The sequence below is a fragment of the Planomicrobium sp. CPCC 101079 genome (genome assembly GCF_007859275.1).
In the GTDB taxonomy this organism is placed as follows: domain Bacteria; phylum Bacillota; class Bacilli; order Bacillales_A; family Planococcaceae; genus Planococcus.
This window is the reverse complement of the sequence record NZ_VOHC01000011.1, coordinates 68,645-94,730: the sequence shown is the minus strand read 5'-3', so window position 1 is coordinate 94,730 and position 26,086 is coordinate 68,645. Positions and strand designations below refer to the sequence as shown.

General features: G+C 45.5%; 25 protein-coding genes and 1 riboswitch. Of the genes, 2 read left to right on the top strand and 23 right to left on the bottom strand.

Going from position 1 to position 26,086, the window contains the following annotated elements; genetic code table 11:
• Positions 1–271: 271 nt before the first annotated feature.
• From racE to FQV28_RS04900, 6 genes are all read right to left on the bottom strand, one after another.
• A complete protein-coding gene (racE, locus tag FQV28_RS04925) occupies positions 272–1,075 on the bottom strand; it encodes a glutamate racemase (protein WP_146494461.1) in 804 nt (267 codons plus the stop codon).
• A gap of 17 nt (positions 1,076–1,092) precedes the next feature.
• On the bottom strand, positions 1,093–1,545 hold the full coding sequence (locus FQV28_RS04920; RefSeq protein WP_146494460.1) for a MarR family winged helix-turn-helix transcriptional regulator: 453 nt from the start codon (positions 1,543–1,545) through the stop codon (positions 1,093–1,095).
• Between the two features lie 73 nt (positions 1,546–1,618).
• On the bottom strand, positions 1,619–2,086 hold the full coding sequence (locus tag FQV28_RS04915; protein ID WP_146494459.1) for an acyl-CoA thioesterase: 468 nt from the start codon (positions 2,084–2,086) through the stop codon (positions 1,619–1,621).
• A gap of 124 nt (positions 2,087–2,210) precedes the next feature.
• On the bottom strand, positions 2,211–2,981 hold the full coding sequence (gene sdhB / locus FQV28_RS04910) for a succinate dehydrogenase iron-sulfur subunit (RefSeq protein WP_146494458.1): 771 nt from the start codon (positions 2,979–2,981) through the stop codon (positions 2,211–2,213).
• Positions 2,982–2,999: 18 nt separating this feature from the next.
• Positions 3,000–4,748 (bottom strand): succinate dehydrogenase flavoprotein subunit, encoded by a 1,749-nt coding sequence (sdhA, locus tag FQV28_RS04905; protein WP_146494457.1) that lies wholly within the window; start codon positions 4,746–4,748, stop codon positions 3,000–3,002.
• Positions 4,749–4,792: 44 nt separating this feature from the next.
• Positions 4,793–5,404, bottom strand: a complete 612-nt coding sequence (locus FQV28_RS04900; RefSeq protein WP_186763784.1) for a succinate dehydrogenase cytochrome b558 subunit — start codon at positions 5,402–5,404, stop codon at positions 4,793–4,795.
• A 148-nt stretch (positions 5,405–5,552) separates the two neighbouring features.
• Here FQV28_RS04900 and FQV28_RS04895 point away from each other — a divergent pair, with 148 nt between their 5' ends.
• Positions 5,553–6,008, top strand: coding sequence for a YslB family protein (locus tag FQV28_RS04895; protein WP_370455112.1), 456 nt, complete (start codon positions 5,553–5,555; stop codon positions 6,006–6,008).
• Positions 6,009–6,114: 106 nt separating this feature from the next.
• Here the strand turns inward: FQV28_RS04895 and FQV28_RS04890 are convergent, their stop codons facing one another.
• The 13 genes from FQV28_RS04890 to zapA all read right to left on the bottom strand — a co-directional run bounded on the left by FQV28_RS04890 (position 6,115) and on the right by zapA (position 20,581).
• Positions 6,115–7,329: an aspartate kinase gene (locus FQV28_RS04890; RefSeq protein WP_146494455.1), complete on the bottom strand. Its 1,215-nt coding sequence runs from the start codon at positions 7,327–7,329 to the stop codon at positions 6,115–6,117.
• 99 nt (positions 7,330–7,428) lie between these two features.
• Positions 7,429–7,603, bottom strand: a riboswitch (Lysine riboswitch).
• A 41-nt stretch (positions 7,604–7,644) separates the two neighbouring features.
• Positions 7,645–9,438, bottom strand: a complete 1,794-nt coding sequence (gene uvrC / locus FQV28_RS04885) for an excinuclease ABC subunit UvrC (RefSeq protein WP_146494454.1) — start codon at positions 9,436–9,438, stop codon at positions 7,645–7,647.
• 52 nt (positions 9,439–9,490) lie between these two features.
• Positions 9,491–9,805: a thioredoxin gene (gene trxA / locus FQV28_RS04880; protein WP_106533870.1), complete on the bottom strand. Its 315-nt coding sequence runs from the start codon at positions 9,803–9,805 to the stop codon at positions 9,491–9,493.
• A gap of 155 nt (positions 9,806–9,960) precedes the next feature.
• Positions 9,961–10,926, bottom strand: a complete 966-nt coding sequence (locus tag FQV28_RS04875; protein WP_146494453.1) for an electron transfer flavoprotein subunit alpha/FixB family protein — start codon at positions 10,924–10,926, stop codon at positions 9,961–9,963.
• 61 nt (positions 10,927–10,987) lie between these two features.
• A complete protein-coding gene (locus tag FQV28_RS04870; RefSeq protein ID WP_146494452.1) occupies positions 10,988–11,761 on the bottom strand; it encodes an electron transfer flavoprotein subunit beta/FixA family protein in 774 nt (257 codons plus the stop codon).
• Between the two features lie 20 nt (positions 11,762–11,781).
• Positions 11,782–12,555 carry an enoyl-CoA hydratase gene (locus FQV28_RS04865; RefSeq protein WP_146494451.1) on the bottom strand — a complete coding sequence of 258 codons (774 nt, stop codon included), beginning with the start codon at positions 12,553–12,555 and terminating at the stop codon, positions 11,782–11,784.
• 16 nt (positions 12,556–12,571) lie between these two features.
• A complete protein-coding gene (locus FQV28_RS04860; RefSeq protein ID WP_146494450.1) occupies positions 12,572–13,201 on the bottom strand; it encodes a fatty acid metabolism transcriptional regulator FadR in 630 nt (209 codons plus the stop codon).
• Between the two features lie 88 nt (positions 13,202–13,289).
• Positions 13,290–14,981 carry an AMP-binding protein gene (locus FQV28_RS04855; protein WP_146494449.1) on the bottom strand — a complete coding sequence of 564 codons (1,692 nt, stop codon included), beginning with the start codon at positions 14,979–14,981 and terminating at the stop codon, positions 13,290–13,292.
• 223 nt (positions 14,982–15,204) lie between these two features.
• On the bottom strand, positions 15,205–15,618 hold the full coding sequence (locus FQV28_RS04850) for a DUF350 domain-containing protein (RefSeq protein WP_146494448.1): 414 nt from the start codon (positions 15,616–15,618) through the stop codon (positions 15,205–15,207).
• Positions 15,619–15,641: 23 nt separating this feature from the next.
• A complete protein-coding gene (locus FQV28_RS04845; RefSeq protein WP_146494447.1) occupies positions 15,642–18,002 on the bottom strand; it encodes an endonuclease MutS2 in 2,361 nt (786 codons plus the stop codon).
• 12 nt (positions 18,003–18,014) lie between these two features.
• Positions 18,015–19,718: a DNA polymerase/3'-5' exonuclease PolX gene (polX, locus tag FQV28_RS04840; protein ID WP_146494446.1), complete on the bottom strand. Its 1,704-nt coding sequence runs from the start codon at positions 19,716–19,718 to the stop codon at positions 18,015–18,017.
• Between the two features lie 60 nt (positions 19,719–19,778).
• On the bottom strand, positions 19,779–20,315 hold the full coding sequence (locus tag FQV28_RS04835) for a CvpA family protein (RefSeq protein WP_146494445.1): 537 nt from the start codon (positions 20,313–20,315) through the stop codon (positions 19,779–19,781).
• A gap of 5 nt (positions 20,316–20,320) precedes the next feature.
• On the bottom strand, positions 20,321–20,581 hold the full coding sequence (zapA, locus tag FQV28_RS04830) for a cell division protein ZapA (RefSeq protein ID WP_146494444.1): 261 nt from the start codon (positions 20,579–20,581) through the stop codon (positions 20,321–20,323).
• Positions 20,582–20,664: 83 nt separating this feature from the next.
• On the opposite strand from zapA, the gene rnhC reads away from it, so the two are divergent.
• Positions 20,665–21,597: a ribonuclease HIII gene (gene rnhC, locus FQV28_RS04825; RefSeq protein ID WP_146494443.1), complete on the top strand. Its 933-nt coding sequence runs from the start codon at positions 20,665–20,667 to the stop codon at positions 21,595–21,597.
• Between the two features lie 70 nt (positions 21,598–21,667).
• Here rnhC and FQV28_RS04820 read toward each other — a convergent pair whose 3' ends face one another.
• The 4 genes from FQV28_RS04820 to pheT form a co-directional block, all read right to left on the bottom strand.
• Positions 21,668–22,654: a hypothetical protein gene (locus FQV28_RS04820; RefSeq protein ID WP_146494442.1), complete on the bottom strand. Its 987-nt coding sequence runs from the start codon at positions 22,652–22,654 to the stop codon at positions 21,668–21,670.
• An 11-nt stretch (positions 22,655–22,665) separates the two neighbouring features.
• Positions 22,666–23,151, bottom strand: coding sequence for a type II secretion system protein (locus FQV28_RS04815; protein ID WP_146494441.1), 486 nt, complete (start codon positions 23,149–23,151; stop codon positions 22,666–22,668).
• A complete protein-coding gene (locus tag FQV28_RS04810) occupies positions 23,148–23,513 on the bottom strand; it encodes a type IV pilus modification PilV family protein (RefSeq protein WP_146494440.1) in 366 nt (121 codons plus the stop codon). Before FQV28_RS04810 ends, FQV28_RS04815 begins: the two co-directional genes overlap by 4 nt.
• A gap of 160 nt (positions 23,514–23,673) precedes the next feature.
• Positions 23,674–26,073, bottom strand: coding sequence for a phenylalanine--tRNA ligase subunit beta (pheT, locus tag FQV28_RS04805; RefSeq protein ID WP_146494439.1), 2,400 nt, complete (start codon positions 26,071–26,073; stop codon positions 23,674–23,676).
• Between the last annotated feature and the right edge of the window lie 13 nt (positions 26,074–26,086).

Below are 26,086 nucleotides of genomic sequence, written 5' to 3'. Positions count from 1 at the left end.
TTGCTGTCAGGTTCCCAGACTGTTGAAAAAATCGGGTAGCTCTTTTATTGCACTCCAGCCGGACGCTTTCCGCGGGAGGACTGCGAGCCTCCTCAGGCCTTCGCCTTCCGGGGTCTCGCTTGGCCCTCTTTTCCCGCTGGAGTCGCCGGCTTCCGCTCAATTTTGCCGGTTAAGTTCACTTGGTATGTGGGGATGCTCAGTGAAAAGGCAGAAGGGTTTGAATCAGCAGCGGCAGCGTTCCTCCACAAACAAAAAACCTGACAGCAAGCTGTCAGGTTTTCGGAAAGCGGATGGAATGGATAAGAGGCTCTTCGATTCCAAGCCACTTCTGGATGATGGTCGTAAAAATCGGCGTGGAGCCGGACGTGTAAAAATGATGAACAGGCGGCTTTGTCCGTGTAGCGCGCTGTTTTATATACTCCAAATGCCTTTCGACATCTTTCGCGGTTTCCTCTGCCGAAGAAAGCACATGGACGCCTTTGCCGAAAACTTCTTCGATAAACCCTTGAAGCAGCGGATAATGGGTGCAGCCGAGTATGGCCGTATCAAACGATTCCCCTTCTAGTTCAGAAAGCGTCTCCCTCACCATTTCACGGGCAAACTCGCCTTCGTATTCATCACTTTCCACGAGCGGTACAAATTTCGGGCAAGCCAGTTGTACGACATGTGAAGATGAAACGAGCGACTTGATCGCTTTTTCATATGCACCGCTTTTCACTGTCCCTAAAGTCCCGAGAACCGCAATCTCTTTTGTGGAAGAAGAAGTTATCGCAGCACGCGCGCCAGGAAAAATAACGCCGATCACAGGAATCGGCAAATTCTTCTGCAGCGAGTTGAGTGCTGCTGCAGTCGCAGTATTGCACGCGATTACAAGCATTTTAATATTCTTCTGCATTAAAGCAGTTGCCATTTGCCACGTATACTTCCGCACTTCCGCGATTGGACGTGGGCCGTAAGGGCACCTGGCATTATCACCGACGTAGTAAATTTGTTCATTTGGCAAGAGCTTCATTATTTCTTTAGCGACGGTCAAACCGCCCACTCCCGAATCAATAACACCAATTGGTGCATTCACCGTTAATCTCCTCAATCCTATTTCATGTTTGTGTGCAATTTCTCAAGCAAGAATGAGAATTGCTCTACTTCTGACTGTGTAAAATCGGCAAGAACCGTTTCAAGATACTCCTGCCTTTTTTGGATCACTTCTTCAATGATGCGTTCGCCTTCTTGCAGCAGCTTGATGCGAACGACGCGGCGATCCTGTTCTTCGCGGATGCGCATGACCAAATTGTTCTTTTCCATGCGGTCGACCAAATCGGTCGTTGTACTGAATGCTAAATACATTTTGTTCGATAGATCACCGATTGTCATATCCCCATGTTCAAACAGCCATTGCAATGCAACAAATTGCGGAGGCGTGATTGTATAGGAATTCAAAATTTCTCTACCTTTTTGTTTAATAATGCCAGAAATATACCGCAATTCTTTTTCCATAAAAGCTACCTTTTCTGGATCATGAGTATGGTTTCTCGTGTCATTGGCCATTTTCCTGTTTCACTCCTTAAGAACGAATCTTACTTCTATAGTGAGGGTTTTTTATCCATATGGCAAGAATTCCTTAAAGTTTCGCTGCCTCTACCCCATTATTTTGCAAAAGCTCTTTTTCCTGTTTCGACCAAGGATGGCCTTTGCCTGTCTCTTTGGAAATCTGGACCATAGCGCCACGCCCCGTAAAGCATGTTTCCTCTTTTTCATTGGTTACCCAGTAATGGACATCGACAGACGAATTGCCTACGGAATCAATTTTCACGTGAACATTGAGCTTCTCATCAAAATACACTTGTTGAGTATAATCGACTTGGATATCTGCGACAACAGGAAATAATTTACTTTCTCCTGCAAGCCAGTTTTGCATGAGGCCAAGTTCTTTCATGTATTCGATCCGAGCAAATTCAAAATACGTAATGGGCACCGTGTTGTTGACGTGGCCAAACATATCTGTTTCTGAAAAACGCACTTGTACCGGCACCGAAAACGAAAAGCCTTTTTTCCAGCTTTCAAAATCATCAATATACTTCGCTTTCATAACAGTCTCCTCTCAAAAAAAGGTTTGTTTTGTTAGTATAGCAAAAACACGTTAAAAGGTCCGAAAAATAATGGCCGATAAAAAAATAAAAAACCTCCGCCAAGCGGAGGTTTTAAGATAGCTACTAGTCAACCATTCTGTCGCTTCCGAAGAAGTTGCGGAACATTTGGACTGTTGTTTCACGGTTCAGCGCTGCGATTGAAGTTGTCAAAGGAATTCCTTTAGGGCAAGATTCAACGCAGTTTTGAGAGTTACTGCAACTCCCTAGCCCGCCATCGCCCATGATAGCGTTCAAACGCTCATCGCGGTTCATGGCCCCTGTTGGATGCGCATTGAAAAGACGTACTTGTGAAAGTGGTGCAGGTCCGATGAAATCGGATTTATCGTTAACGTTCGGGCATGCTTCTAAGCATACACCGCAAGTCATACATTTAGATAATTCATAAGCCCATTGGCGTTTGCGTTCAGGCATACGCGGACCTTCTCCAAGGTCATGCGTACCATCGATCGGCACCCACGCTTTAACTTTTTTCAACGATTCGAACATACGGCTGCGGTCAACGATCAAGTCGCGGACTACAGGGAATGTTTTCATTGGTTGAAGGCGGATCGGCTGTTCAAGTTGGTCTACCAAAGCCGTACATGATTGACGGGCTTTACCGTTGATGACCATTGAACATGCGCCACAAACTTCTTCAAGACAGTTCATGTCCCAAGTTACCGGGGATGTCTTTTTCCCTTCCATATTGACAGGGTTACGACGGATTTCCATCAATGCCGAGATGACATTCATGTTGGCGCGATATGGCAATTCGAACTTTTCCCAATACGACTCTTCGTTCGTAGAGTTTCTGCGTTCGACTTCAAATATAACCGTTTTTGCTGCTTCACCCATGGTAAAATAGCTCCCTTCTTAGTGTTTCGCTGAATAATCGCGCTTCCGCGGTGGAATTAATGAAACATCGACTTCTTCGTAATGGAAGATTGGTGCATTGTATCCATTAAATTTAGCCATTGTCGTTTTCAAGAATTCTGCATCATTACGCTCTGGGAACTCCGGTTTATAATGAGCGCCACGGCTTTCGTTGCGCATTAACGCACCGATTGTGATTACTCTAGCTAAATGTAACATGTTTTTCAATTGGCGTGCGAACATTGCACCCTGATTGCTCCAAAGTTGTGTGTCCGTCATGCTGATGTTGTCAAAACGTTGTAACAGTTCCTGAATCTTTTCATCCGTTTTCTGCAGTCTGTCGTTATAGCGCACTACAGTCACGTTATCCGTCATCCATTCGCCAAGTTCTTTGTGCAGAACATAGGCGTTTTCAGTGCCGTCAAGCGCCAAAATTTCTTCCCACTTGCGCTGCTCTTCAGCAACTGCTGCATCGAAAATATCAGAAGGAAGGTCTTCAGCAAGTGTATCCAAACCTTGAATATATTCAATAGCGTTCGGCCCTGCTACCATTCCGCCGTAAATCGCGGATAAAAGCGAATTCGCGCCTAGGCGGTTCGCGCCGTGCTGTGAATAATCGCATTCCCCTGCAGCCAATACGCCTGGAATGTTCGTCATTTGGTGATCGTCAACCCATAGTCCGCCCATTGAATAGTGGACTGCCGGGAAAATCTTCATCGGTACTTTGCGCGGATCGTCGCCTGTGAATTTCTCATAGATTTCAATGATTCCGCCAAGTTTGATGTCCAATTCTTTTGGATCTTTATGGGAAAGGTCCAAGTACACCATGTTTTCGCCGTTGATGCCCAGTTTTTGGTTAACGCAGACATCGAAGATTTCACGCGTCGCAATATCACGTGGAACCAAGTTTCCGTATGCCGGATATTTTTCTTCAAGGAAGTACCAAGGCTTGCCGTCTTTGTATGTCCAAATACGTCCGCCCTCTCCGCGTGCCGATTCTGACATCAAGCGAAGTTTGTCGTCTCCAGGAATTGCTGTCGGGTGAATTTGGATAAATTCGCCGTTTGCGTAATATGCGCCTTGCTGATACACGATCGAAGCTGCTGATCCTGTATTGATTACTGAGTTTGTTGATTTCCCGAAAATAATCCCAGGTCCGCCAGTTGCCATGATAACTGCATCGCCGCGGAATGCTTTGATTTCCATGGTCGTCATGTTTTGAGCTGTGATGCCGCGGCTTACGCCGTTTTCATCAAGCACGAGGCCAAGGAATTCCCAGCCTTCGTATTTTGTAACCAAACCGTTCGCTTCTTGGCGGCGTACTTGCTCGTCAAGTGCGTAAAGCAGTTGCTGGCCTGTTGTCGCGCCGGCAAATGCCGTTCTGTGGTGCATTGTTCCGCCGAAACGGCGGAAATCCAACAAACCTTCAGGCGTACGGTTAAACATAACGCCCATACGGTCAAGCAAACGGATAATTGCTGGTGCTGCATCCGCCATTGCTTGAACCGGCTTTTGGTTTGCCAAGAAATCTCCGCCGTAAACAGTGTCATCAAAGTGAATTGCAGGGGAATCCCCTTCACCTTTTGTATTAACCGCTCCGTTAATTCCGCCCTGTGCACAAACCGAGTGGGACCGTTTAACCGGAACGATTGAAAATAGTTCAACGGGTGATCCGGCTTCTGCAGCTTTAATCGCTGCCATTAAACCAGCCAGGCCTCCGCCGACAATAATAAGTTTGCCTTTCGCCATTTTGGTATTCACTCCTCTTTTAGTTCACCAATATGAAAGCGTTCTTAAACGAACGCGAACAAAGCTCTGATACCAATAACTGATAGTACGATAAATACTAGAAGTGTGAAATAGTTAGCATAGCGCTGTGATTTTTCAGATTGCGTAATTCCCCAAGTTACTAGGAAAGACCATAATCCGTTCGCTAAGTGGAAAGTCGCTGACAAGACACCGACGATGTAGAATGCCAACATAAGCGGATTAGCCAGAATATCTGCCATCATATTAAAATCTGCTTCTGCTGCGTTGCCGACCGCTACTTGGAAACGCGTTTCAAATACATGCCATGCGATAAAGACAACAAGGAAAATTCCTGTGTATCTCTGCAAAACAAGTAAACGGTTTCTCAAATAACTGTAATGCCCCACATTGTGTTTTGAAGTAAACGCTATGTACAAGCCGTAAAATGCATGATACACCAACGGTAGATAAATAACGAAAATCTCCAAGAATATGACGAAAGGAAGATTCGCCATGAAGTGGGACGCATCGTTAAATGCAGACTCACCCTGTGTTGCAAAATGGTTGACGATTAAATGCTGCGTCAAGAAAACACCGATCGGGATGATACCTAATAATGAGTGCAGTCTGCGCAATAAAAATTCACGATTTTCCAAATTTTTTACCCCCCTCAACCTATTGATAGGCAGCAAAAAGAGCCATCGATATGTTACGAAAGCATCCATTGACTGCAACTAACATCATGATACAATAATATGACATATTTATTGTACTCCCCGCAAAAAGGAGCGTCAAGGCAACTCGTTGTTTTTACAAACATTCTTAATAGTATTTTATTATAGTGAAAGTAGGTTTATTATGGCTGCATCTGATACAAACTCGAACGAGCATTTCGGTTATGAAGTGATTAGGGACTACCTTCTGCCAGAAATTTTAGGGCCTCATGAAACAGAAATTCTCTATTGGGCGGGCAAATCGATCGCCCGGAAGTTCCCTTTATATTCTATGGAAGAAGCTCCTGACTTCTTTTCCTCAGCTAGCTTCGGAGAATTGACTCTTGAAAAAGCTTCCAAGGATGAAACAATTTATACGCTTATTCCTTCTAAAATAGAAAATCGCTGCTTTAAATTGGAAGCCGGTTTTCTTGCACAGCAAAAACAAAAACTGGACGGCTTTCTGACTGAAGCACACGAAGAAGTATTTCAGAAAAAGAATTTAGTGCGCATCACCTTAAAAACAGACCTCCGCGAACGTGTCTAAACTATGACAAATACGGCAAATGCATAGTTTGGATTATTTTTTATAGGATGTGTTTTATATACCGTAATCTTAAAACAAGACCCAACTGGAGTTGGGTCTTGTTTTCTTAATATGATAATTCGTACGCATCATGCAGCGCGTTAGCAGATTTCTCCATGTCGCTTTCCGGCACGACGACAGAAACCTTGATCTCTGACGTGCTGACCATTTTAACCGGGATATCTTGCAGACGGAGAACGTCAAACATATGCGCAGCAACACCTGGGTTAGAGACCATACCGGAACCGACGATAGAGACTTTCGCCAAGCCAACCTCGTAATTCGCTTTTAAAAAGCCGATTTCATCGCGATATTCTTCTAAAACGCGTTTTGTTTCTTCCAGGCTGTCTTCCTTGATAGAAAACGACACGGACGGCGGAACATCTTCGGATATACTTTGGACAATAATATCGACATCAATATGATGTTCGGCAAGCTTCATGAAAATTTTCGCAAGCGAGCCATTGAACGGTTTCTCGTAGCTCGCTGTTACTCGGGCAATTCCCTTTTCAAAGGCAACGCCTCTGACAATAAGATTTTTCTCCACTGTGATCACCTCTTGTATGATTGTTCCCGGTTCGTCCGAATAACTCGCTCTCACTGATAACGGGACCCTGTTGTTCTTAGCAAATTCAACTGCGCGCGGATGCAGCACCCCTGCTCCCAAATTGGCCAGTTCAAGCATTTCATCATATGAAATCTGTTCCAATTTCCGTGCACCGGCAACATAGCGTGGATCAGCCGTGTAGACGCCATCGACATCTGTATAGATTTCACATTTCGCTGCTTTTAATGCTGCGGCAAGCGCCACTGCAGTCGTATCGGATCCGCCGCGGCCAAGCGTTGTAATGTTGCCGACTTTGTCCACGCCTTGGAAACCGGCAACCACACAGAAATAGCCGTTGTCCAAAACCCGCTCCAGGCGTTCTGTATGTATTTGTTCGATACGCGCATTGCGCGGCACCGATTCAGTTTCTATGCCCGCTTGCCATCCAGTGAACGACAACGCCTCATGGCCGAGCGCTTTAAATGCCATCGCGAGAAGCGAAATCGTCACTTGTTCCCCGGTTGCAAGCAACATGTCCATTTCCCTTTTTGGCGGATCTGCCGATATTTCGTTGGCCAATGCCACAAGGGTATCTGTCGTCTTTCCCATTGCCGATACGACGATGACCACTCGATTGCCTTTTTCTTTTTCCTGGATGGCACGTTTTGCGACCCCGATAATTTTTTCTGGTGTCGCAACCGATGTGCCGCCGAACTTCATCACAACAGTTTCCATTTTATCCACTCCCACAGTTATTGTGGCTCTCAACAAAAAAAGAGGCAGCCCGCTGCGGATGCAGCAAACTACCTCTTTTATCATGTACGAAAAACGTCCATGTGAGATAGCCCTCCAGAGATCGACTCTGACAGCCCTGCACTTCTTAAATGCAGGACCAGCATGCGGGTTTACAGCCCTCCGCACACTTCGGCGACCGCCCCTTTCCCCATTCTTCACAGACTCTGTACATCTCTGAATGGGTACTTTTGACGTTCGCACCTCTATCACCACTCGTTACAAGTGATTTAATTATGTTATTACGATAGCATACTCTTATTCCGTTGACAATGCCTGTTCAGCAAAGTGTTTATGGATAGAAGCAGCCAGCGCCACCGGCATGCCGGCTTGTTTCAGTTCATCGACAGATGCTTCTTTTATTTTTTTCACTGAACCGAAATGCTTGAGCAATTGCTGTTTGCGTTTCGGCCCGACACCTTCCAAATTATCGAGTGCCGATGTAATGGCGTTCTTGCCTCTAAGCTGGCGATGGAACGTTATGACAAAACGGTGCACTTCATCTTGTATGCGCTGCAATAGATAGAACGCTTCACTCGTCCGTTTCAGCGGCACCACTTCAATCGGCGAGCCATATAAAAGCTGCGATGTTTGGTGCTTGTCATCTTTGGCAAGGCCGGCAATCGGAATCGACAGTCCAAGTTCGTCTTCCAAAATTTCGCGCGCCGACTCGATCTGCCCTTTGCCCCCATCGATGATGATCAAATCCGGCAATGGCAATTCATCTTTTAAGACGCGGGTATAGCGTCGGCGAATGACTTCGCGCATCGCTGCGTAGTCATCAGGTTTTGACGCATTGCGTGTCTTGTATTTACGGTAATCTTTCTTCGACGGTTTGCCGTCGATGAATGTAATCATTGCAGATACGGCATCTGCCCCTTGGATATGGGAGTTATCGAACGCCTCGATGCGCAGCGGTGTTTCGATGTTCATGGCTTCGCCCAGTTCTTCGCAGGCTCCAATGGTTTTCGTTTCCTGCCGCTCAAGCAGCTGGAACTTTTCCCTGATTGCAATTTCCGCGTTTTTCTTCGCCAATTCCACCAAATCTTTTTTCTTGCCTCGCTGTGGGACAAGCGTACGGATTTCAAGCCATTCCTTGATCAGTTCCGCATCCTCGCCTTCCGGCAATAAAATTTCGTTCGGCTTCACATGATGCGACTGCTCATAAAATTGGCCAAGGAACGTCTGGAACTCTTCTTGCGGATCTCGGTATAACGGGAAAAGCGAAACGTCGCGTTCAATCAATTTCCCTTGCCGCACAAAAAACACTTGGACGCACATCCAGCCTTTATCGACAGCATAAGCAAAAACATCACGATTTGTGAAATCATTCATTGCCATCTTCTGCTTTTCCATGACGGTCTCGATATGCGAAATTTGATCGCGGTATTCTTTCGCCCGTTCAAACTCCAGATTTTCAGCAGCTTCTGACATCTTTTCCACCAGCTGCTGCTTGACTTCGCGGAATCCGCCGTTTAGAAACTTTGTAATGCCTTCAATCATTTCTTGATAGGTTTCTTGTTCAATCGGTTTGATGCACGGCGCCAGGCATTGCCCCATATGATAGTAAAGGCATGCGCGGTCCGGCATCGTGTGGCATTTCCGGAGAGGATACAAGCGGTCTAGCAACTTTTTCGTTTCACTTGCCGCGAATGCATTGGGATAAGGGCCGAAATACTTGCCCTTGTCCTTCTTTACTTGGCGTGTCGTGATCAGCTTTGGATGCCGCTCTCCCGTAATTTTCAGATACGGATAGGATTTGTCGTCCTTCAGCATGATGTTGTATTTCGGATCATGCTTTTTTATCAAGTTCAACTCAAGGATCAAAGCTTCTTTATCCGAACTTGTCACAATATACTCGAAATCCTCAATTTCATTGACAAGGCGCTGGGTTTTCGCGTCATGGCTTCCCGTAAAGTAGGAGCGCACCCGGTTTTTCAGCACTTTTGCCTTGCCGACGTAGATAATGGTATTTTGGCGGTCTTTCATCAAATAGCATCCCGGCTGGTCAGGAAGCACCGCCAGCTTATGCTGCAGCAATTCGTTTTTCATCTTCTCTCACCCTATTAAAAAACCGGGCGCCATCGCTGGACCCGGTTTAGAATTATGCGTGTTGGTTAACCAATTCAGCCAAAGCTTCTTTTGGTCTGAAACCTACTACTTTATCAACTGTTTCTCCGTCTTTCATCAACAAAAGAGTAGGAATCGACATAATGCCGTAGTTTCCTGCTGTTTCTTGGTTTTCATCGACGTCTACTTTAACGATTTTTACTTTGTCGCTCATTTCAGCGTCCAATTCTTCTAATACTGGAGCAATCATTTTACATGGTCCGCACCAAGTCGCCCAAAAATCGACTAATACTAAACCTTCTGCGATTTCTTGTGAAAAGTTTTGATCTGTGCCGTGTACAATTGCCATTAATAATTCCTCCTTATTTTGTAAACCCTAACTATAAAACGATTATAGCATGCGATTATTTCACCCGCTAATTTTTTGCCTACTCTTACTCTACCCGCATAATTTCCCACTAAACGAATAAAAGCGGCCTTCTCATCGAGAAGGCCGCTTCCCTATTACATTACTTTACGGAATTCTTCCGTCAGCATCGGAACAACTTCAAACAAGTCGCCGACAATGCCATAGTCTGCTACTTTGAAAATATTTGCCTCAGGGTCTTTGTTGATGGCAACAATGACTTTCGAGTTGGACATGCCCGCCAAATGCTGAATTGCACCCGAAATACCAGCAGCAATATACAAATCAGGTGTAACAACTTTTCCTGTTTGGCCGATTTGCAGCGAATAGTCCACGTAGTCCGCATCGCAGGCTCCGCGCGACGCACCAACCGCTCCCCCTAAAAGGTTCGCAAGTTCCTGGAGCGGCGCAAATCCGTCTGCGCTCTTCACGCCACGGCCGCCAGCTACAATCACTTTCGCTTCTGAAAGGTCAACGCCTTCTGCCGATTTGCGAACCACATTTCTAATGATCGTACGCAAGTTTGTAATGTCTACAGAAAGTGAGCTCACATCTCCTGAACGCTCTTCACGCGCAAGCGGCGCGATATTGTTCGGGCGGATTGTTACAAAAGTAATGCCTTCTTTAATTGTCTTTTTCTCAAATGCTTTACCCGAATAGATCGGGCGGACGAATACAGCGCCATCGCCTTCCCCTTCAATCGCTGTCACGTCGGAAACCAATCCAGCCTGCAGTTTTGATGCAATTTTAGGTGAGAGGTCTTTTCCAACCGCTGTATGCCCGAAGACGATGCCTTCTGGACTTTCTTGTTCGATAACAGCCATGAACGCCTGGCCATAGCCATCAGATGTATATGATTTTAAGTGTGGATGTTCAACAGTGATGACGCGATCCGCCCCGTAGTTGACAAGTTCTGCACCGAATTCGCTGACTGAATCCCCCAGCAGCACCGCGACCACTTCTCCTCCGCCGGCAATTTGCTTCGCAGCGGCAATCGCTTCAAATGATACGTTGCGCAATGCACCTTCGCGCGTTTCAGCCAACACTAGTACTTTTTTCGACATAGTCAGTTTACCCCCTAAGTAGATGTGAAAAATCAATGGATACGAATTGAACTAATTGCTTTTATATAACTTTCGCTTCGTTGCGCAATAAACCAACTAAATCAGATACTTGCGTAGACAAGTCACCTTCTAAAATCCGGCCAGCGGCTTTTTTAGGCGGCATGTAGATTTCTAGCGTTTCCGTCTTCGGTTCTACGTCATCTTCTTCGATATCAAGATCATCAATTTCAACTTCTTCAAGCGGTTTTTTCTTCGCTTTCATGATTCCTGGAAGCGATGGGTAACGGGGTTCGTTCAATCCTTGCTGCGCAGTTACCAACAGCGGCAGCGATGTTTCAAGTTCTTCTGCATCCCCTTCGATGTCTCGGACAATCTTAACTGCTGTTCCCTCAATTTGAAGGTCAGTAATCGTTGTGACATAGTTAATGCCGAGCAAATCGGCTACACGCGGACCCACTTGGCCAGATCCTCCGTCGATTGCTACGTTTCCAGCCAAAATTAAATCGGCATCTTTGTCTTTCAAGTATTCAGCCAATATGTATGCAGTTGTATATTGGTCCATTTCTTCAAGATCGTCTTCTGTATTGATTAAAACCGCTTTATCGGCACCCATTGCAAGTGCAGTCCGCAATTGTTTTTCCGCTTCTTCGCCGCCAATTGTGATGACGGTTACTTCGCCGCCGTGCGCATCGCGGACTGTGATTGCTTCTTCAATCGCGTACTCATCGTAAGGGTTGATGATGAATTCCGCACCGTCTTCCTGGATTTTGCCGTTAGAGATAACCAGTTTTTCTTCAGTGTCAAAAGTTCTTTTTACCAATACATAAATGTTCATGAACAGAAACCTCCCAAGTATTATTTCCCTTTGAATTGTGCTTCGCGTTTTTCCAGAAAAGCCTGAATGCCTTCTTTTGCGTCTTCCGATTCGAAAACCGTACCAAATGACTGAGCTTCCGCTTCGACCCCTTCGAAATATGAAGCATGTTTTGCATATTGAAGCATGTCAATCGCCGCCTTCACAGCCACAGGGCTTTTCTTCGCAATTTTCTTTGCAATTGAAAGCGCTTGCTTAATTAGGTCTTCCTCGGCGAACGCCCGGTTAGCAAGCCCGTACTGCGCCGCTTCCGTTCCGGAAATCGGATCGCTCGTCAACAGCATTTCTGCCGCTTTTGCAACGCCTACATACCTTGGCAAACGCTGTGTACCAGCAAATCCAGGAATCAGGCCCAATTGAAGTTCAGGCAATCCCAGTTTAGCATTTTCAGTGACAAAACGCATATGGCAGCTCATTGCCAGCTCCAGTCCGCCGCCTAAAGCTGCCCCGTGGATGGCCGCTATGACCGGCTTATGGAAGGACTCAACGCGTTCGAAAACTTTTTGTCCGCTAGCGGAAAGTTTCGAAAATTCTTCACCTGAGTTAACAGCTGTGAATTCCTTGATGTCAGCGCCGGCTGAGAAAAATCTTCCCTCGCCGTGCAATAAGATAACGCGGACTTCTTCATCATGCTCCACTTGATTGAGCAATTCGTCCACTTCTAAAATCAGCGACCGCGATAAGGCGTTCGCCGGAGGACGGTTGATCGCCGCAATCGCGACCCCGTCTTCTTTCGTCCAACTGATGAATTCCATTCAATAAGCCCCTTTCTTATGTGCGCATGCCTTTCATCAATAATCGATGAACTTTTGGCGCCAATTCGACTAAATCGTACTTATGGTCATTCATAACCCAAGTAGTAATCGTCTCATCCATTGTACCGAAAACCATCTGCCTTGCTAAACGGATATCCATCGTTTTATCAAATTCTCCGTTTTCCATTCCCAAAACCAGGATCTTATCCATCAGCATTAAGTATTCTTTTAACACGCCATTGATTCTCATACGGATTTCGGTATTGGATTGCCGAAGTTCGAGTTGAGTGACAATCGCGAGGTGGATATCATTTGCGAGCAAGCTGAAGTGGCTTTCAATCATTGATCCTAGCTTTTCTGATGCTGTGCTCTCTTTTGAAAGAATTTCTTCCAGCTTGCTGACGAATATCCCCATTTTTTCTTGGAATACTGAAATCAGAATATCTTCTTTGTTTTTGAAATACAGATAAATAGTGCCATCGGCTACGCCGGCCTGTTTCGCAATTTTCGATACTTGCGCTTGATGGTAGCCATTTTCAGCAATGACGATTACTGCCGCATCGACAATTTGCCTGTATTTTGGTTTATCTTTTTTTACCAACTCATCACCACCCAAAAAAATATGAAAATATGAATGGCGGTTCATTCATATTTTCATATTATAGTTAATAGTATAAGGTGTCAAGCTTTATCCTATACCCGCTAATGCTGGCAAACACTCGCAATAAAGCTTTTTATGATGGAATGGCTTCGTTCTGTTTTGCCATTTCTTCATCCACAAGTTTGCGGCGCAGAATTTTGCCGACTGCTGTTTTGGGCAGCTCTTTTCGGAATTCGTAGATGCGCGGAACTTTGAATGACGCTAAACGTTCCCGGCAATAGCTGTCAAACTCTTTTTCTGTAACATTGTATCCTTCTTTCTGGACAATAAAAGCTTTAACTGTTTCTCCACGGTACGGATCCGGTATGCCCGCCACGACACATTCTTGAACCGCTTCGTGCTCATACAGCACTTCTTCGATTTCGCGCGGATAAATATTAAAGCCGCCGGCGATAATCATGTCTTTTTTGCGGTCGACGATGTAAAAATGTCCGCCTGCGTCCATATACCCCAAGTCACCTGTCAGCAACCAGCCATTCACGATAGTTGCGGCCGTGTCTTCAGGCCGGTTCCAATACCCTTTCATCACTTGAGGGCCTTTGATGGCGATTTCACCGATTTCACCATTCCGGACAGGCTCTGTCGTCCCTGTGCGAAAAATTTGGCAATCCGTATCCGGATAAGGAAAGCCGATCGATCCTTTTGTGCGTTCGCCCCATACGAGGTTCGAGTGGGTTACTGGTGAAGTTTCGGTCAAGCCGTATCCTTCGACCAATTTGCCTCCAGTAATCGCTTCAAACTTCTCTTGCACTTCCAAAGGCAACGGCGCAGAGCCGCTCATGCATGCTTCAATTGAAGACAAGTCATATTTCGAAATATCGGGATGGCTCATCAAACCGATATATAAGGTCGGTGCGCCTGGGAAAAGGGTCGGTTTCTGTTTGTTTATCGTTTTCAGCGCCGTTTCGGCATCGAATTTCGGCAGCAAGACCATCCGGTTTCCTTGCATGACGGATAAAATAAGCACTGTTGTCAATCCGTATACATGGAATAACGGAATAATGCCCAATATCGTTTCTTCGCCTCTTTTGCATTTGTAAAGCCAGCTGTCGCACATCGTCGCGTTGGAAATGAGATTTTTATGCGTCAGCATAACCCCTTTCGGCGACCCCGTTGTGCCTCCTGTGTATTGGAGCAGCGCCAAATCTTCTTCAAAATTGAACTCGGGCTCTTCTACTTGCGGAGGAGCGCTCTTTATGATTTCTGTAAACAAGTGGTTAATGCCCCGATGCTCTACTTTAATCGCTAAACCATGCTGCCGCTTTTGGATAAAAGGATAAACGATGTTTTTCGGGAATGGCAGGTAATCTTTTATGCCGGTAATAATAATGTTTTCTAAACTTGTTTCTTGGACAACAGCAGAAACACGCGGGAACAAAATGTCGAGAGCCACAATCGCGCGGGCTCCGCAATCTTTCATTTGATAAGCGATTTCCCGTTCGGTGTAAAGAGGATTGGTCATGACGACTACGCCGCCGGCATACAAGATGCCGTAAAAGCTGATGACCGCCTGCGGACAGTTCGGCAGCATAATTGCCACCCGATCACCTTTTTGTATGCCAAGTTTTTGCAAGTAATTCGCAAATTTCAAAGAGGATTCATGCAGTTCCCGATAAGAAAGATCTTTGCCCATAAAATGAACGGCCACTTTTTCCGGATATTGTTCGTAAGCTTGGGTTAAATATTCCTGGACCGGGATGCTGGGGTAAGAAAGCGTATGCGGCACTTCTGGCGGATAATGTGCAAGCCAAGGCTTTTGTATCATTCTTCATACCTCCTATTCGATTGAATTCGTGCGAATATTCCTATTTTTATTATAAAGAATAATGATATCGCTTACAATCTATTTCTGAACATAACAAAAAAAGGCAACCAGAACGTGTCCGGCTGCCAGCTTCTTATATAAACAAAAACACTAGTCCCACAATGATAAATATTGCACAACAAACGAACAAAATTTTAATCAAGTTTTCCATTTAGTCCAACTCCTATGAAATACTGGCACCGACCACGTATGACAAGCCGACCGAAATCGTCATGGAAATAAATCCGACAGAGCGGTTGTCCTGTTCGATTTCATCATCAACATTGAATTTCGGGGTCAGAAATTCAAATAGGACATATGCGAATATGAGCAGCGCAAAGCCGTATAAGCCCCACCCAATCATTTGCAGCAAAGAATTATGCTGTTCAATGGAAAAGCGGAAAATATTAGTGACGCCGAAAATTTTACCTCCGGTTGCCATTGCGACAGCGACATTGCCTTTTTTAATTTCTTCCCAGTTTTTGTACTTGGTTATGATTTCGAAAATCACCATTGAAACGATCAAACACAGGACAACTACGCTAAAATAGCCAGCTGTTTCAACGAGCGGATGGGTCCAAAATCCAGTTTCCGACATGTTCTATTCTCCCTTTTCAAAAATCACTTTAATTCAGCTACTGTAACGCCAGAGCCGCCTTCTCCCGCTTCTCCGAAACGATAGCTTTTCACGCGCGGATGTTTTTTCAAATACTGCTGCACGCCTTGGCGAAGCGCTCCTGTGCCTTTGCCGTGGATGATTGATACTTGGTGGTAGTTTGATAATAAAGCATCGTCAATGTACTTCTCGACACGGGCCAGCGCATCTTCATAGCGCTCTCCGCGCAAATCAAGCTCCAGCTTAACATGGGAGTCGCGATTTTTAAGCGTCGCCATGGTACGGGTTTCTTTTTGTTTTTCAGGCTTTGTATATAACAGGTCAGATTCCGGCAGCCTCATTTTCAAAATGCCGATCTGGACAGTCCATTCATTATCGGATACTTTCTCAATTAATGTGCCTTTTTGGCCGTATGAAATGACTTTTACTTCGTCGTTCGGCTTGAGCGGCCGGCTTTGATTAGCTTTTGCGGCTTTCTTCAATACCCGGTTTTCCGGCATGGCGGCTTCCAGCCGTTTTTTCGCATCGATCAACTGATGCTCTTTAACGGTTGATGCCTGTTCCATCTGCATTTTACGCAAATCGGACATTACCGTTTCCGCTTCCCGTGTCGCCTGCTCTACGATTTTACGCGCTTTTTCTTTCGCTTTTTCTTCCAAGCGCTCTTTCTGGTTTTCGTATTGTTTCAACTGCTCTTCCAGCTCTTTTTTCAGCCGTTCCGATTCCTGCAGCACAGCACTTGAACGTTCCGCGTCGCGTTCTGATTCCCTGCGGCTCTTTTCAAGTGATGCAATCATCGAATCAACTTCGCGGCGGTCAGTGCCAGTAAAACTTTTCGCATGATTAATAATGTGTTCCGGTAAACCAAGCCGTTTGGAGATCTCAAAGGCGTTGCTTCGCCCAGGTACCCCGATCAACAGACGGTAAGTCGGGCTTAGCGTTTCCACATCAAACTCAACGCTGGCATTGGCAACGCCCGGCCGGTTAAAGCCGTAAGCTTTCAATTCCGGGTAATGGGTTGTGGCGATGACCCGTGCGCCTCTGCCGTGGACTTCATCCAAAAGCGATATGGCAAGCGCCGCTCCTTCTTGCGGGTCGGTCCCTGCACCCAATTCATCAAAAATGACGAGCGATTTCTCATCAAACTTCGTCAAAATGTCGACAATGTTGACCATATGAGAAGAAAATGTACTCAAGCTTTGCTCGATTGATTGTTCGTCTCCAATATCTGCAAACACTTGATCAAACACTGCAAGCTCTGAGCCGTCCAGCGCAGGCACCGGCAAACCGGCTTGCGCCATTAACGTGCAAAGGCCGACAGTTTTCAGTGTAACCGTCTTCCCGCCCGTATTCGGTCCGGTAATAACGATAGCGGTGATATCGCCGCCGAACTCAATGTCATTCGCTACCACTTCATCAATTGGAATCAGCGGGTGGCGCGCTTTGCGCAAATTGATATAGCCTTCTTGGTTCATTGCCGGCTTTGAGCACTTATTGGCAGCACCGTACTTCGCTTTCGCCAATATTAAATCGATTTCACCGAGCACTTCGACTAGCACAAACAATTCATGTGCAATTTCCTGCACTTGTGCAGAAAGCATCTGCAAGATGCGGTCGATTTCTTCTTTTTCTTTCACTTTTAAGCGGCGAACTTCGTTGTTCGCTTGAACAACTGCATCCGGTTCGATAAACAAAGTTTGGCCTGAAGAAGATGAATCGTGGACAATGCCGCCATAATGGCTGCGGTATTCCTGCTTGACCGGAATCACATAGCGGTCATTGCGGATCGTTACAATCGAATCAGACAGCATTTTCGACGCATTCTTCCCACGGATTAAACTTTCCAAGCGTTCGCGTACGCGGCTTTCCTGCGCACGCAGCTGCTGGCGGATGGTCCGGAGCGCTGCACTCGCGCTATCGAGTACGCCGCCGTTGTCATCGATGCACATATTGATGTCGTGTTCAAGCGAAGTCAATATCGGCATCGATTCTTTTTTCTCCAGAAAATGAGGAATATCAATTCCGCCTTCTTCTTGGATAGCTTCAAAAAACTGGCGCAAAATCCGGCTAGCCCGGATAGTTGATGAGACTTCCATCAATTCCATGGGGCTCAGCATTCCGCCGATTTGAGCGCGCTTCGCGTGCATGCGGATATCAAAAATCCCGCCCATCGGCACATTGTTTTTGACGCGGAGTACGTTTGCAGCTTCGTCCATTTGATCCAGCAAAATTTGCACTTCATTTATATCTGTTGACGGCACTAAGCTTTCAACATGTGATTTCCCGAGCGAAGAGGTACAGTAACGCGCCACTTCTTCCCGGATTTTATAATATTCCAGTGTCCTTAACGCACGTTCTGCAATCAAAGGAGGCACCTCCTATTTTTTCAGGTATTCTTGCAGTTTCTCAAGCGGCCATGTATTGACTACATGATCCTTTTTAAGCCATGCTTTTTGTGCATGCTTGATGCCTGTCTCCATGACTTCCAGTTGTTCAATTGCATGGGCATCGGTATTGATTGCCACTGGCACGCCTTTTTCTTGTGCCATTTCCAAATGCTCGACAGCCAAATCTAACCGGTATGGACTAGCATTCAATTCTACGATTTTACCATATTCTTTCGCCCAGTCCAGCAATTGCTCCATGTCTGGATCATACCCGCTCCGTTGCCCGACAATGCGTCCTGTCGGATGCGCGATCATATCGACATGCGGATTTTTCATCGCAGTTAAAATGCGTGCCATGATCTGCTCCTGGGGCTGCTGAAAGCTCGAGTGGATGCTGGCAATAACGAAGTCAAGCTGTTCCAGCACTTTATCGTCAAAATCGAGTGAGCCGTCCGGCAAAATGTCCATTTCTGTACCGGACATCACTTCTATGTCATCGTATTTTTTGTTTAATTCGCGGATTTCGGCATTTTGCTTCAACAGGCGTTCCGGCGTCAAGCCGTTTGCCACTTTTAAATAATGCGAATGGTCGGTGATGACCATATAGTTATAACCCCGAGCACGGCAAGCTTCCACCATTTCCGTCAGTGAATGGGCGCCGTCCGACCAAGTAGTGTGCATGTGCAAGTCGCCTTTAATATCCGGAAGATCCACAAGCAGCGGCAATTCATCCAAGCGGTCAATTTCCCGTCCATCTTCACGGACTGTCGGCGGAATGAACGGCAAATCGAAATACGCATAAAATTCCGTCTCGTTTTCAAACGTCTTGACCGAGCCATCGGCTTGTTCCACACCATATTCGCTGATTTTCTTGTTTTGCGATTTCGCAAGTTGCCGCATTTTGACGTTATGGTCTTTTGAACCCGTAAAATGGTGCAGCGCTGTCGCGAATTCTTCTGGCGCAACCAAACGGAAATCAACATCAATCATTTCCTGAAACTCTACAGTGACGGATACTTTCGTATCGCCAGCTGCAATCGTATTTTCCACCGGAAGCGCTGCCAGCAATTGCTCTCTTACTCCTATTGGATCAGTCGTCGCGATGATAAAGTCGAGGTCTTTGCTGGTCTCTTTTGTCCGCCGGTAACTCCCGGCAACCGAGAATTTTGCAACCGCTTCGATTTTTGACAGCACCTCTTCGATAAATGCCACAGCTTCTTCTGTCCGCCAAATCGGATGGCGCCCCGGTTTCGAATCGAAATCCGTCAATTCCTTCAAGATCTTTTCTTCGGATTTCGGCCCGAAGCCCGGCAATTTTTGGATGTCGTGGGCAAGGCATGCCTGCATCAACGCTTCTGCGGAATCAATGCCCAGCTCTTTATACAGCTTGGCAATTTTTTTGCCGCCCATTCCTTGGAGCTTCATCAAAGGGAGAAGCCCTTTCGGCACTTCATTTTGCAATTCTTCCAGAACGGTGGATTTGCCGTCTGCCATCAACTCCAGAATGACGTCCCCTGTCCCTTTTCCGATGCCTTTGAGTTTGGTGACATCTTCGATTTCATCCAGGCTGCGCTGGTCGAGTTCAAGCGCTTGTGCGGCTTTTCGGAATGCCGACACTTTAAACGGATTTTCTCCTTTAAGTTCCATATATAATGCGATTTTCTCTAGTGTTCTGATGATTATTTTTTTATTCATGCAGAATCCTCCAGTTTTAGACTTGAAAAAAACTTCTCTCAGCAAGAGAGAAGTTCCTACTTACATATAAATATACCACCATTCTTTTACTTTCTCGGAGAAATAGGGTGTATGTTCCAGCATTGTTTTCGCAATTCCAGAATTCTCCAATTGAGTTTGAATTGCACCGATTGGAAGCAACGCCAACACATAGATGAAAATAAACAACAGTATGTACACTTCGATCACACCCAGTATAGCTCCAAGAATTTTGCTGACAAAACCGAGCAAAGGCAGATATTTTAGGAAATCAAACATCGAAGCCAGCACTTGCAATGCGAATTTCACCGCAAAGAAAATCAAAGCAAATGCGAAAAGCTGGTAAAACGTCTGGTCCAAGTCCAATTGCTCAATAGCAATGGTAAAACGCGAATCTTCGCTGACGGCCGGGTACGGCACCCATAGCACAAAATATTCGGCGAGTGGTTTATAATAGAGATATGCAACAACCAACGCTATGATAAATCCGACCATGTGGATCAGTTGGACCACAAGGCCCCTTTTAGCCCCGACAATCAGGCCGCCAAGCAATAAAATCAATAGTATTATATCAAGCATGTTCGTCAACCCTTCAGTTTTCGGAGTTCAAATTCCAATTGTTCTACTTGTTCTTTTAGTTTAAGATAGTCATTTACGGCATTGACCGCCGTTAAAACAGCAAGCTTCGAACTGTCAAGAGATGGATTCATCGCATGGAATTCACGCATTTTCTCATCAACCATCGACGCAACCAGGCGCATGTGCCCGGAAGTTTCGCTGCCTACCATTTTATAAGTATGGCCGTATATTTCAACTGAAGTGCGAATTTTCTGCTGATCCGACAATGCTCCATCCCCCTTTAGAATTCTATACATAATCATAACATGAACACAAGCTGCTTGTGAATCATAAGAGAGGAGACTTACCCATGTCTAATGTCGTTCTAAAATTATCCGAGGAAAGTCTGCTTCAAATAATTGCGCACTACAAGAACCAGCAAGCGGCTGCCAAAGCACAGTATATCCGCTTCACTGCAAAACTGCCCGATGCGGTGCTGACTGTCTATAATTCCGGAAAAGTGATGTTTCAGGGGGCCGGGGCAGAGCGTGAGGCAGCTAAATGGGGTGAGGCTGATGAAGCAGGCACAAAAACCGCTTCCACAAAGGGCGATGTTTTGCCTGAGGGCTTCGCAGGCCGTTCTGTCCTTGGCTCAGATGAAACCGGCACAGGCGATTTCTTTGGCCCCATTACTGTTGCTGCCTGCTTTGTGCCTTCGGATAAAATCGGCCTCGCCCATGAGCTTGGCGTAAAGGATTCCAAATTATTGACCGATGATTATATGCGAAAAATAGCACCGGATTTGAGAGAAGCGTTTGCCCACCACGTCCTTACGCTAAAGAATGAGAAATACAACGAAGTCCAAGCAAAAGGCTGGTCGCAAGGAAAAATTAAAGCGCTGCTGCATAATCAGGCATTGAAGCTTGTTCTGCGGAAAATGGCGCCAGAAAAGCCGGACGCCATTCTTATCGACCAATTTGCTGAACGCGGCGTCTATTACAATCATGTTAAAAATGAAAAAGAAATTATCAAGGAAAATGTGCTATTCTCCACCAAAGCGGAAGGGCTACACGTTTCGGTCGCCTGTGCCTCAATCATTGCGCGCGTTGCGTTCCTGGAAGAAATGGATCGCATGAGCCAAGAAGCCGGCTTGATTCTGCCAAAAGGCGCAGGCAAACTGGTTGATGAAGCGGCTGCAAAGATCTTGCTAAAAAAAGGGGCCGAATATTTGAAATCGCTGACGAAGTATCATTTTGCGAATACGAAGAAAGCGGAGGTACTGGCAGCGAAGCGGCGGGGTTAACTAATAGTAATTTGGATATTTTTATTTACACAAATAGAGCAGGCATATAAATATGCCTGCTCTATTCCTGTTAGTCTGTAAAATAATCAACATTCATTTCATCGCCCAATTCCCAAGAAAATTGCGAGGTTCCCGGATTCCCCGATCCGGGAAGCGGACAACTTTTATTTCCATTGCCGTAAACGTATACTTTTCCTGATGGTACAGGACCATACTTATTGGGTTTTTCTATTCCGTTGACAAACACTTTTCCCGTCACAAAAATTTCATTGTTGGAAGACGTATACGTATATGAATTAAAATATGCATTTCCATAAACGAATATGTACACTTTATTGGTTGCACTTACGTTTCCTTTCACAATTAAATTCCCTCTAACCGCCAAACAGGCATGGTTTTTAAAATCTATATTGCCATCCACAAAAAAGTTTCTTTGGATCAGTATATCATTTCCACCCTTGCTGTTTCCTGACTGTACCGTTGCATCACCTTTTATATGCATGCTGCTTTGGGCAGGGCTATAAGAACCGTTAAGGAACTTGAAATCACTTTCAACGACCTTTACTGAATCGTTGTAATCAGACGGTACCGGGATCGCTCCACTACCCGTACCGGTTCCACCAGTCCCTGAATTTGCCCCTAACTGGTTGACAACGAACTCAGCTTCTATTTGATCATCACGTTCTCTATATTTTCCTACACTATTAATCGAAACAGTGATGCTTTTGTTCGCCGAAACACAATCAATGTTTTCATTTGTGATACTATAACTCGCATTTTCATTATTTGAGATATTCACTATTGCTTTTTTAAGATCTGTGCATGATAGGTTTTTATTGATTTTATTTGTTTCTACTATTTTTTCCAGCTGGGCTTTATAGTGCAAAACCCCCATTTCTGCTTGGTGTCTTGCTTGTACTTGTTCTTCCTTCGTAGTAAATTGCGTTGCTGCATTCATATTTAAGGCTAGTAAGCCAAGTCCCAAAATTGAAAAGAGTACAACTAATAACATTACCAATAATAACGCATAACCTTTATCATTTTGAATTCGGTTCATCCGATTTCCTCCTAGTTCAACTTACTGAATGAGGTCTGGATTTCAAACCCTTGATTGCTTGGACAATCACCCGTAGCAGACTTCGGGCAAATTTTCAGGTGGAACGGAGAAGTTATAGACCTGTCTAATACCAGTTCTTCTACAGAACCTGTGGTCCCATCTGTTTGCGTCATGAAAAGTTGATAATGATAACCTTCTGAAATAACCTTATTTATGGTGCTGCCTGTCTCAGATATTTCAGAGATTTCCAGCTTCTGCCCTTGTTTTTTGACTATAAACTCTTCCGTTATCAACTCATTTTTCTCATTTTGCAAATAAGCTGAGCGAATTTTTTCAACCACGAGATTTGCTTCTTGCTGAATTTCTTGGCGGCTGGTGGTTCGCTCAGAAGACTTGATTCCATTAGAGAAAACAGACATGATGCTAACTACAATGATGCCAATAATGACCAATCCACCCAACAGCTCAACTAATGTAACTCCATCTTCACTCTTCATGGAGACACCTCAAAATACATTTGTGTCGTGAAATCCGATTCATCTATTCCAGCCCCTTCCGGTGAACTTACTACGACAGTTGCTAATTCTAAATTTTCAGGGCCATCTTTAATGTCAATCTCAACTTTATAAGCGCCCTCTCTTGTAAAACTGGTATCACTCAAATACTTGCCTTGCCGAATCTCAGCTATGACTTCTTCTGCCACTTGCACATTTGTCAGCTTCTCATTATTATGGGCAGTAAATTTAGCCGACTGTGTAAAAAAGCTCATAACACTGATGAGCACAATTCCTAAAATAACTAAAGCAGCCAAAATTTCAATTAACGTCAAACCTCTCTCATTTTGTACCAGACTTTTCACAAGAGATCCTCCTTCTTACTAATAGATAGATATTACCACAAACAAGAGTGCCTCTTATACATATAATCCTATAAAAATATAAATTATATACTATATTTTTTCACAATAAAAAGGAGAGAGAATCTCAAAGATTCTCCCTCCTTTATTAACAGAAGTTCTTTTAACTTCTTAACTCCGCACCGACTTCAGTCAATGCACGCAATACTTTTTCATGTACAGCAGTCACTTCTTCGTCCGTCAAGGTTTTTTCCGGATCGAAATAAGTGAGAGAGAATGCCACCGATTTTTTGCCTGGTTCCATTTTGTCGCCTTCGTACAAGTCAAAGACGCGGACGTCTTTCAGCAATTTGCCTCCAGCGTTGCGGATTACATTTACCACAGTGCCGGCTTCCACGATTTTTGACAGTACAAGCGCAATATCCCGTGAAATGGATGGGAAGCGCGGTACTGGCGTGTAAACAAGCGCATCTGATTTTTGATGAAGCAGTTCTGCCAGATTCATTTCCATAACGATGGTTGTTTTCAAATCGCGTGCTTTTTGCTCGGTCGGATGGAGCTGGCCGATAACGCCAATTCGCTTGCCGTCAATCATGATGAACGCAGTTCTTCCTGGATGCAGGCCATCCATCTGGCCCCGTTCAAACGTCAACTCAACACCCATTTTTTCTGCCAAGCCTTCTACGATGCCTTTCAGCACATAAAAATCGGCTTCTTTGCGTTCACCTTGCCAGCTGTTATCAAGCCAAAGTCCTGTCATTGCCACTGCCAAATGTTCTTCTTCGTTCAGCAATTCATCTTCCGTTTTCAAGAATACCGACCCTGTTTCGTATAGCGCTACAGAATCGCTTCTTCGTGCAGTATTATACGAAACCGACTCCAATAGATGCGGAAGCAAGCTTTGGCGCAGAGTGCTGCGTTCTTCGCTCATCGGCATTAAAAGTTTAGTAGTTGCCGTTTCTGTCAAAGCGAATTGCTTCGCCGATTTTTCTGAAGTCAACGAGTATGTCGTTGCTTGAAGCAATCCGGCGCCTTCCAGCAATGCGCGGACAATACGGCGTTTTGCTTGGTATGGCGTCAAGCCGCCTGGCGTTGTTTCCATTTCCGGAAGCGTCGCCGGAATTTCGTCATAACCGTAAAGGCGTGCGATTTCTTCCACGACGTCTTCTTCAATTTGAATGTCTTGTCGGCGCGTCGGCACTGAAATAACCAACTGGCCGTTGACTGCTTCTGTTTTGAACTTCAAACGGTTCAAGATATCCAGCATATCTTCAAAACGAATTTTCATGCCAAGACGCTGGTTAATGAAATCCGGAGATACAGAAACCACTTTTTCCGCACGGTCAAGATTGTCATGAACGACAGATCCTGATAGCACTTCCCCGCCAGCAAGTTCAGCAAGCAATGAAGCCGCACGCTCTGCAGCCGGAATCACACGGTTTGGATCCACACCTTTTTCGTAGCGGGAACTTGCGTCGCTCCGAAGGCCATGGTCTCTTGATGTTTGGCGGATAGAGCCGGATTCAAAGTATGCCGATTCAATAACAACGGTTGTCGTCGAGCCGCTCACTTCTGAGTTGGCGCCTCCCATAACTCCGGCAAGCGCAACCGGTTTTTCACCATTCGTAATGACCAAGTTATGCGCAGACAATGTGCGTTCTGTATCGTCAAGCGTCGTAATCTTCTCGCCTTCTTTAGCATGGCGGACAGTGATATTGCCAGTTTCAAGCAAATCATAGTCAAACGCATGAAGCGGTTGGCCGTATTCCATCAAAATGTAATTTGTTACGTCGACAACGTTATTGTGGGGACGGACGCCAGCAGCCATCAGACGTTGCTGCAGCCACATCGGTGATTCTTGGACTTTGATGTTGCGGACTACTTTGGCGACGTATAGCGGATTCACTTCCGGATCATCTACACGAACAGTCAGCATGGATTCCGCTTTTTCCGCCGCTTCCGGGTACGCAATCTCCGGCAATTGAACTTCTTCATCTAATATTGCGCCAACTTCATATGCTACGCCGAGCATGCTCATGGCATCAGCACGGTTCGGTGTCAGTCCGAGTTCCAGAATTGTATCGTCCAAATCAAAATTAGTCACAACATCCGATCCAACTTCCGCGTCTTCCGGCAACACATAGATTCCTTCTGCGTACGCTTTTGGCACGAGTTTGCCTTCGATGCCGAGTTCTTGGAGCGAACAGATCATGCCGTTCGATTCCTGCCCGCGCAGTTTCGCTTTTTTGATTTTGATGCCGCCCGGCAGTTTAGCGCCTGGACGGGCAACGATGACTTTTTGGCCTGCAGCGATATTCGGTGCGCCGCAGATGATTTGAGTCGTCTCTTCGCCGACGTTCACTTGGCAAATCGACAATTTATCCGCCTCCGGATGTTTTTCACATGCCTCAACATAACCCACCACAACATTCGTCATGCCGAATGAACGGTCGATGACTGCATCGACTTCAATCCCTGAACGCGTGATTTTTTCAGCCAGTTCTTGTGCCGGCAACTCTTGCAGATTCACATAGTCTTTTAACCATTTTAAAGATACGAGCATTCTAGTTTCCTCC

Coding starts and splice junctions, on each gene's coding strand:
- FQV28_RS04920 (WP_146494460.1), bottom strand. CDS start 1,545: ATGGCCAATGACACGAGAAACCATACTCATGATCCAGAAAAGGTAGCT.
- FQV28_RS04915 (WP_146494459.1), bottom strand. CDS start 2,086: ATGAAAGCGAAGTATATTGATGATTTTGAAAGCTGGAAAAAAGGCTTT.
- sdhB (WP_146494458.1), bottom strand. CDS start 2,981: ATGGGTGAAGCAGCAAAAACGGTTATATTTGAAGTCGAACGCAGAAAC.
- sdhA (WP_146494457.1), bottom strand. CDS start 4,748: ATGGCGAAAGGCAAACTTATTATTGTCGGCGGAGGCCTGGCTGGTTTA.
- FQV28_RS04890 (WP_146494455.1), bottom strand. CDS start 7,329: ATGGAAACTGTTGTGATGAAGTTCGGCGGCACATCGGTTGCGACACCA.
- uvrC (WP_146494454.1), bottom strand. CDS start 9,438: ATGAAAAACGAATTGCTGCAGCATAAGCTGGCGGTGCTTCCTGACCAG.
- trxA (WP_106533870.1), bottom strand. CDS start 9,805: ATGGCAATTGTACACGGCACAGATCAAAACTTTTCACAAGAAATCGCA.
- FQV28_RS04875 (WP_146494453.1), bottom strand. CDS start 10,926: ATGTCGAAAAAAGTACTAGTGTTGGCTGAAACGCGCGAAGGTGCATTG.
- FQV28_RS04870 (WP_146494452.1), bottom strand. CDS start 11,761: ATGAACATTTATGTATTGGTAAAAAGAACTTTTGACACTGAAGAAAAA.
- FQV28_RS04865 (WP_146494451.1), bottom strand. CDS start 12,555: ATGGAATTCATCAGTTGGACGAAAGAAGACGGGGTCGCGATTGCGGCG.
- FQV28_RS04860 (WP_146494450.1), bottom strand. CDS start 13,201: ATGAACCGCCATTCATATTTTCATATTTTTTTGGGTGGTGATGAGTTG.
- FQV28_RS04855 (WP_146494449.1), bottom strand. CDS start 14,981: ATGATACAAAAGCCTTGGCTTGCACATTATCCGCCAGAAGTGCCGCAT.
- FQV28_RS04850 (WP_146494448.1), bottom strand. CDS start 15,618: ATGTCGGAAACTGGATTTTGGACCCATCCGCTCGTTGAAACAGCTGGC.
- polX (WP_146494446.1), bottom strand. CDS start 19,718: ATGAATAAAAAAATAATCATCAGAACACTAGAGAAAATCGCATTATAT.
- FQV28_RS04835 (WP_146494445.1), bottom strand. CDS start 20,315: ATGCTTGATATAATACTATTGATTTTATTGCTTGGCGGCCTGATTGTC.
- rnhC (WP_146494443.1), top strand. CDS start 20,665: ATGTCTAATGTCGTTCTAAAATTATCCGAGGAAAGTCTGCTTCAAATA.
- FQV28_RS04820 (WP_146494442.1), bottom strand. CDS start 22,654: ATGAACCGAATTCAAAATGATAAAGGTTATGCGTTATTATTGGTAATG.
- FQV28_RS04815 (WP_146494441.1), bottom strand. CDS start 23,151: ATGAAGAGTGAAGATGGAGTTACATTAGTTGAGCTGTTGGGTGGATTG.
- pheT (WP_146494439.1), bottom strand. CDS start 26,073: ATGCTCGTATCTTTAAAATGGTTAAAAGACTATGTGAATCTGCAAGAG.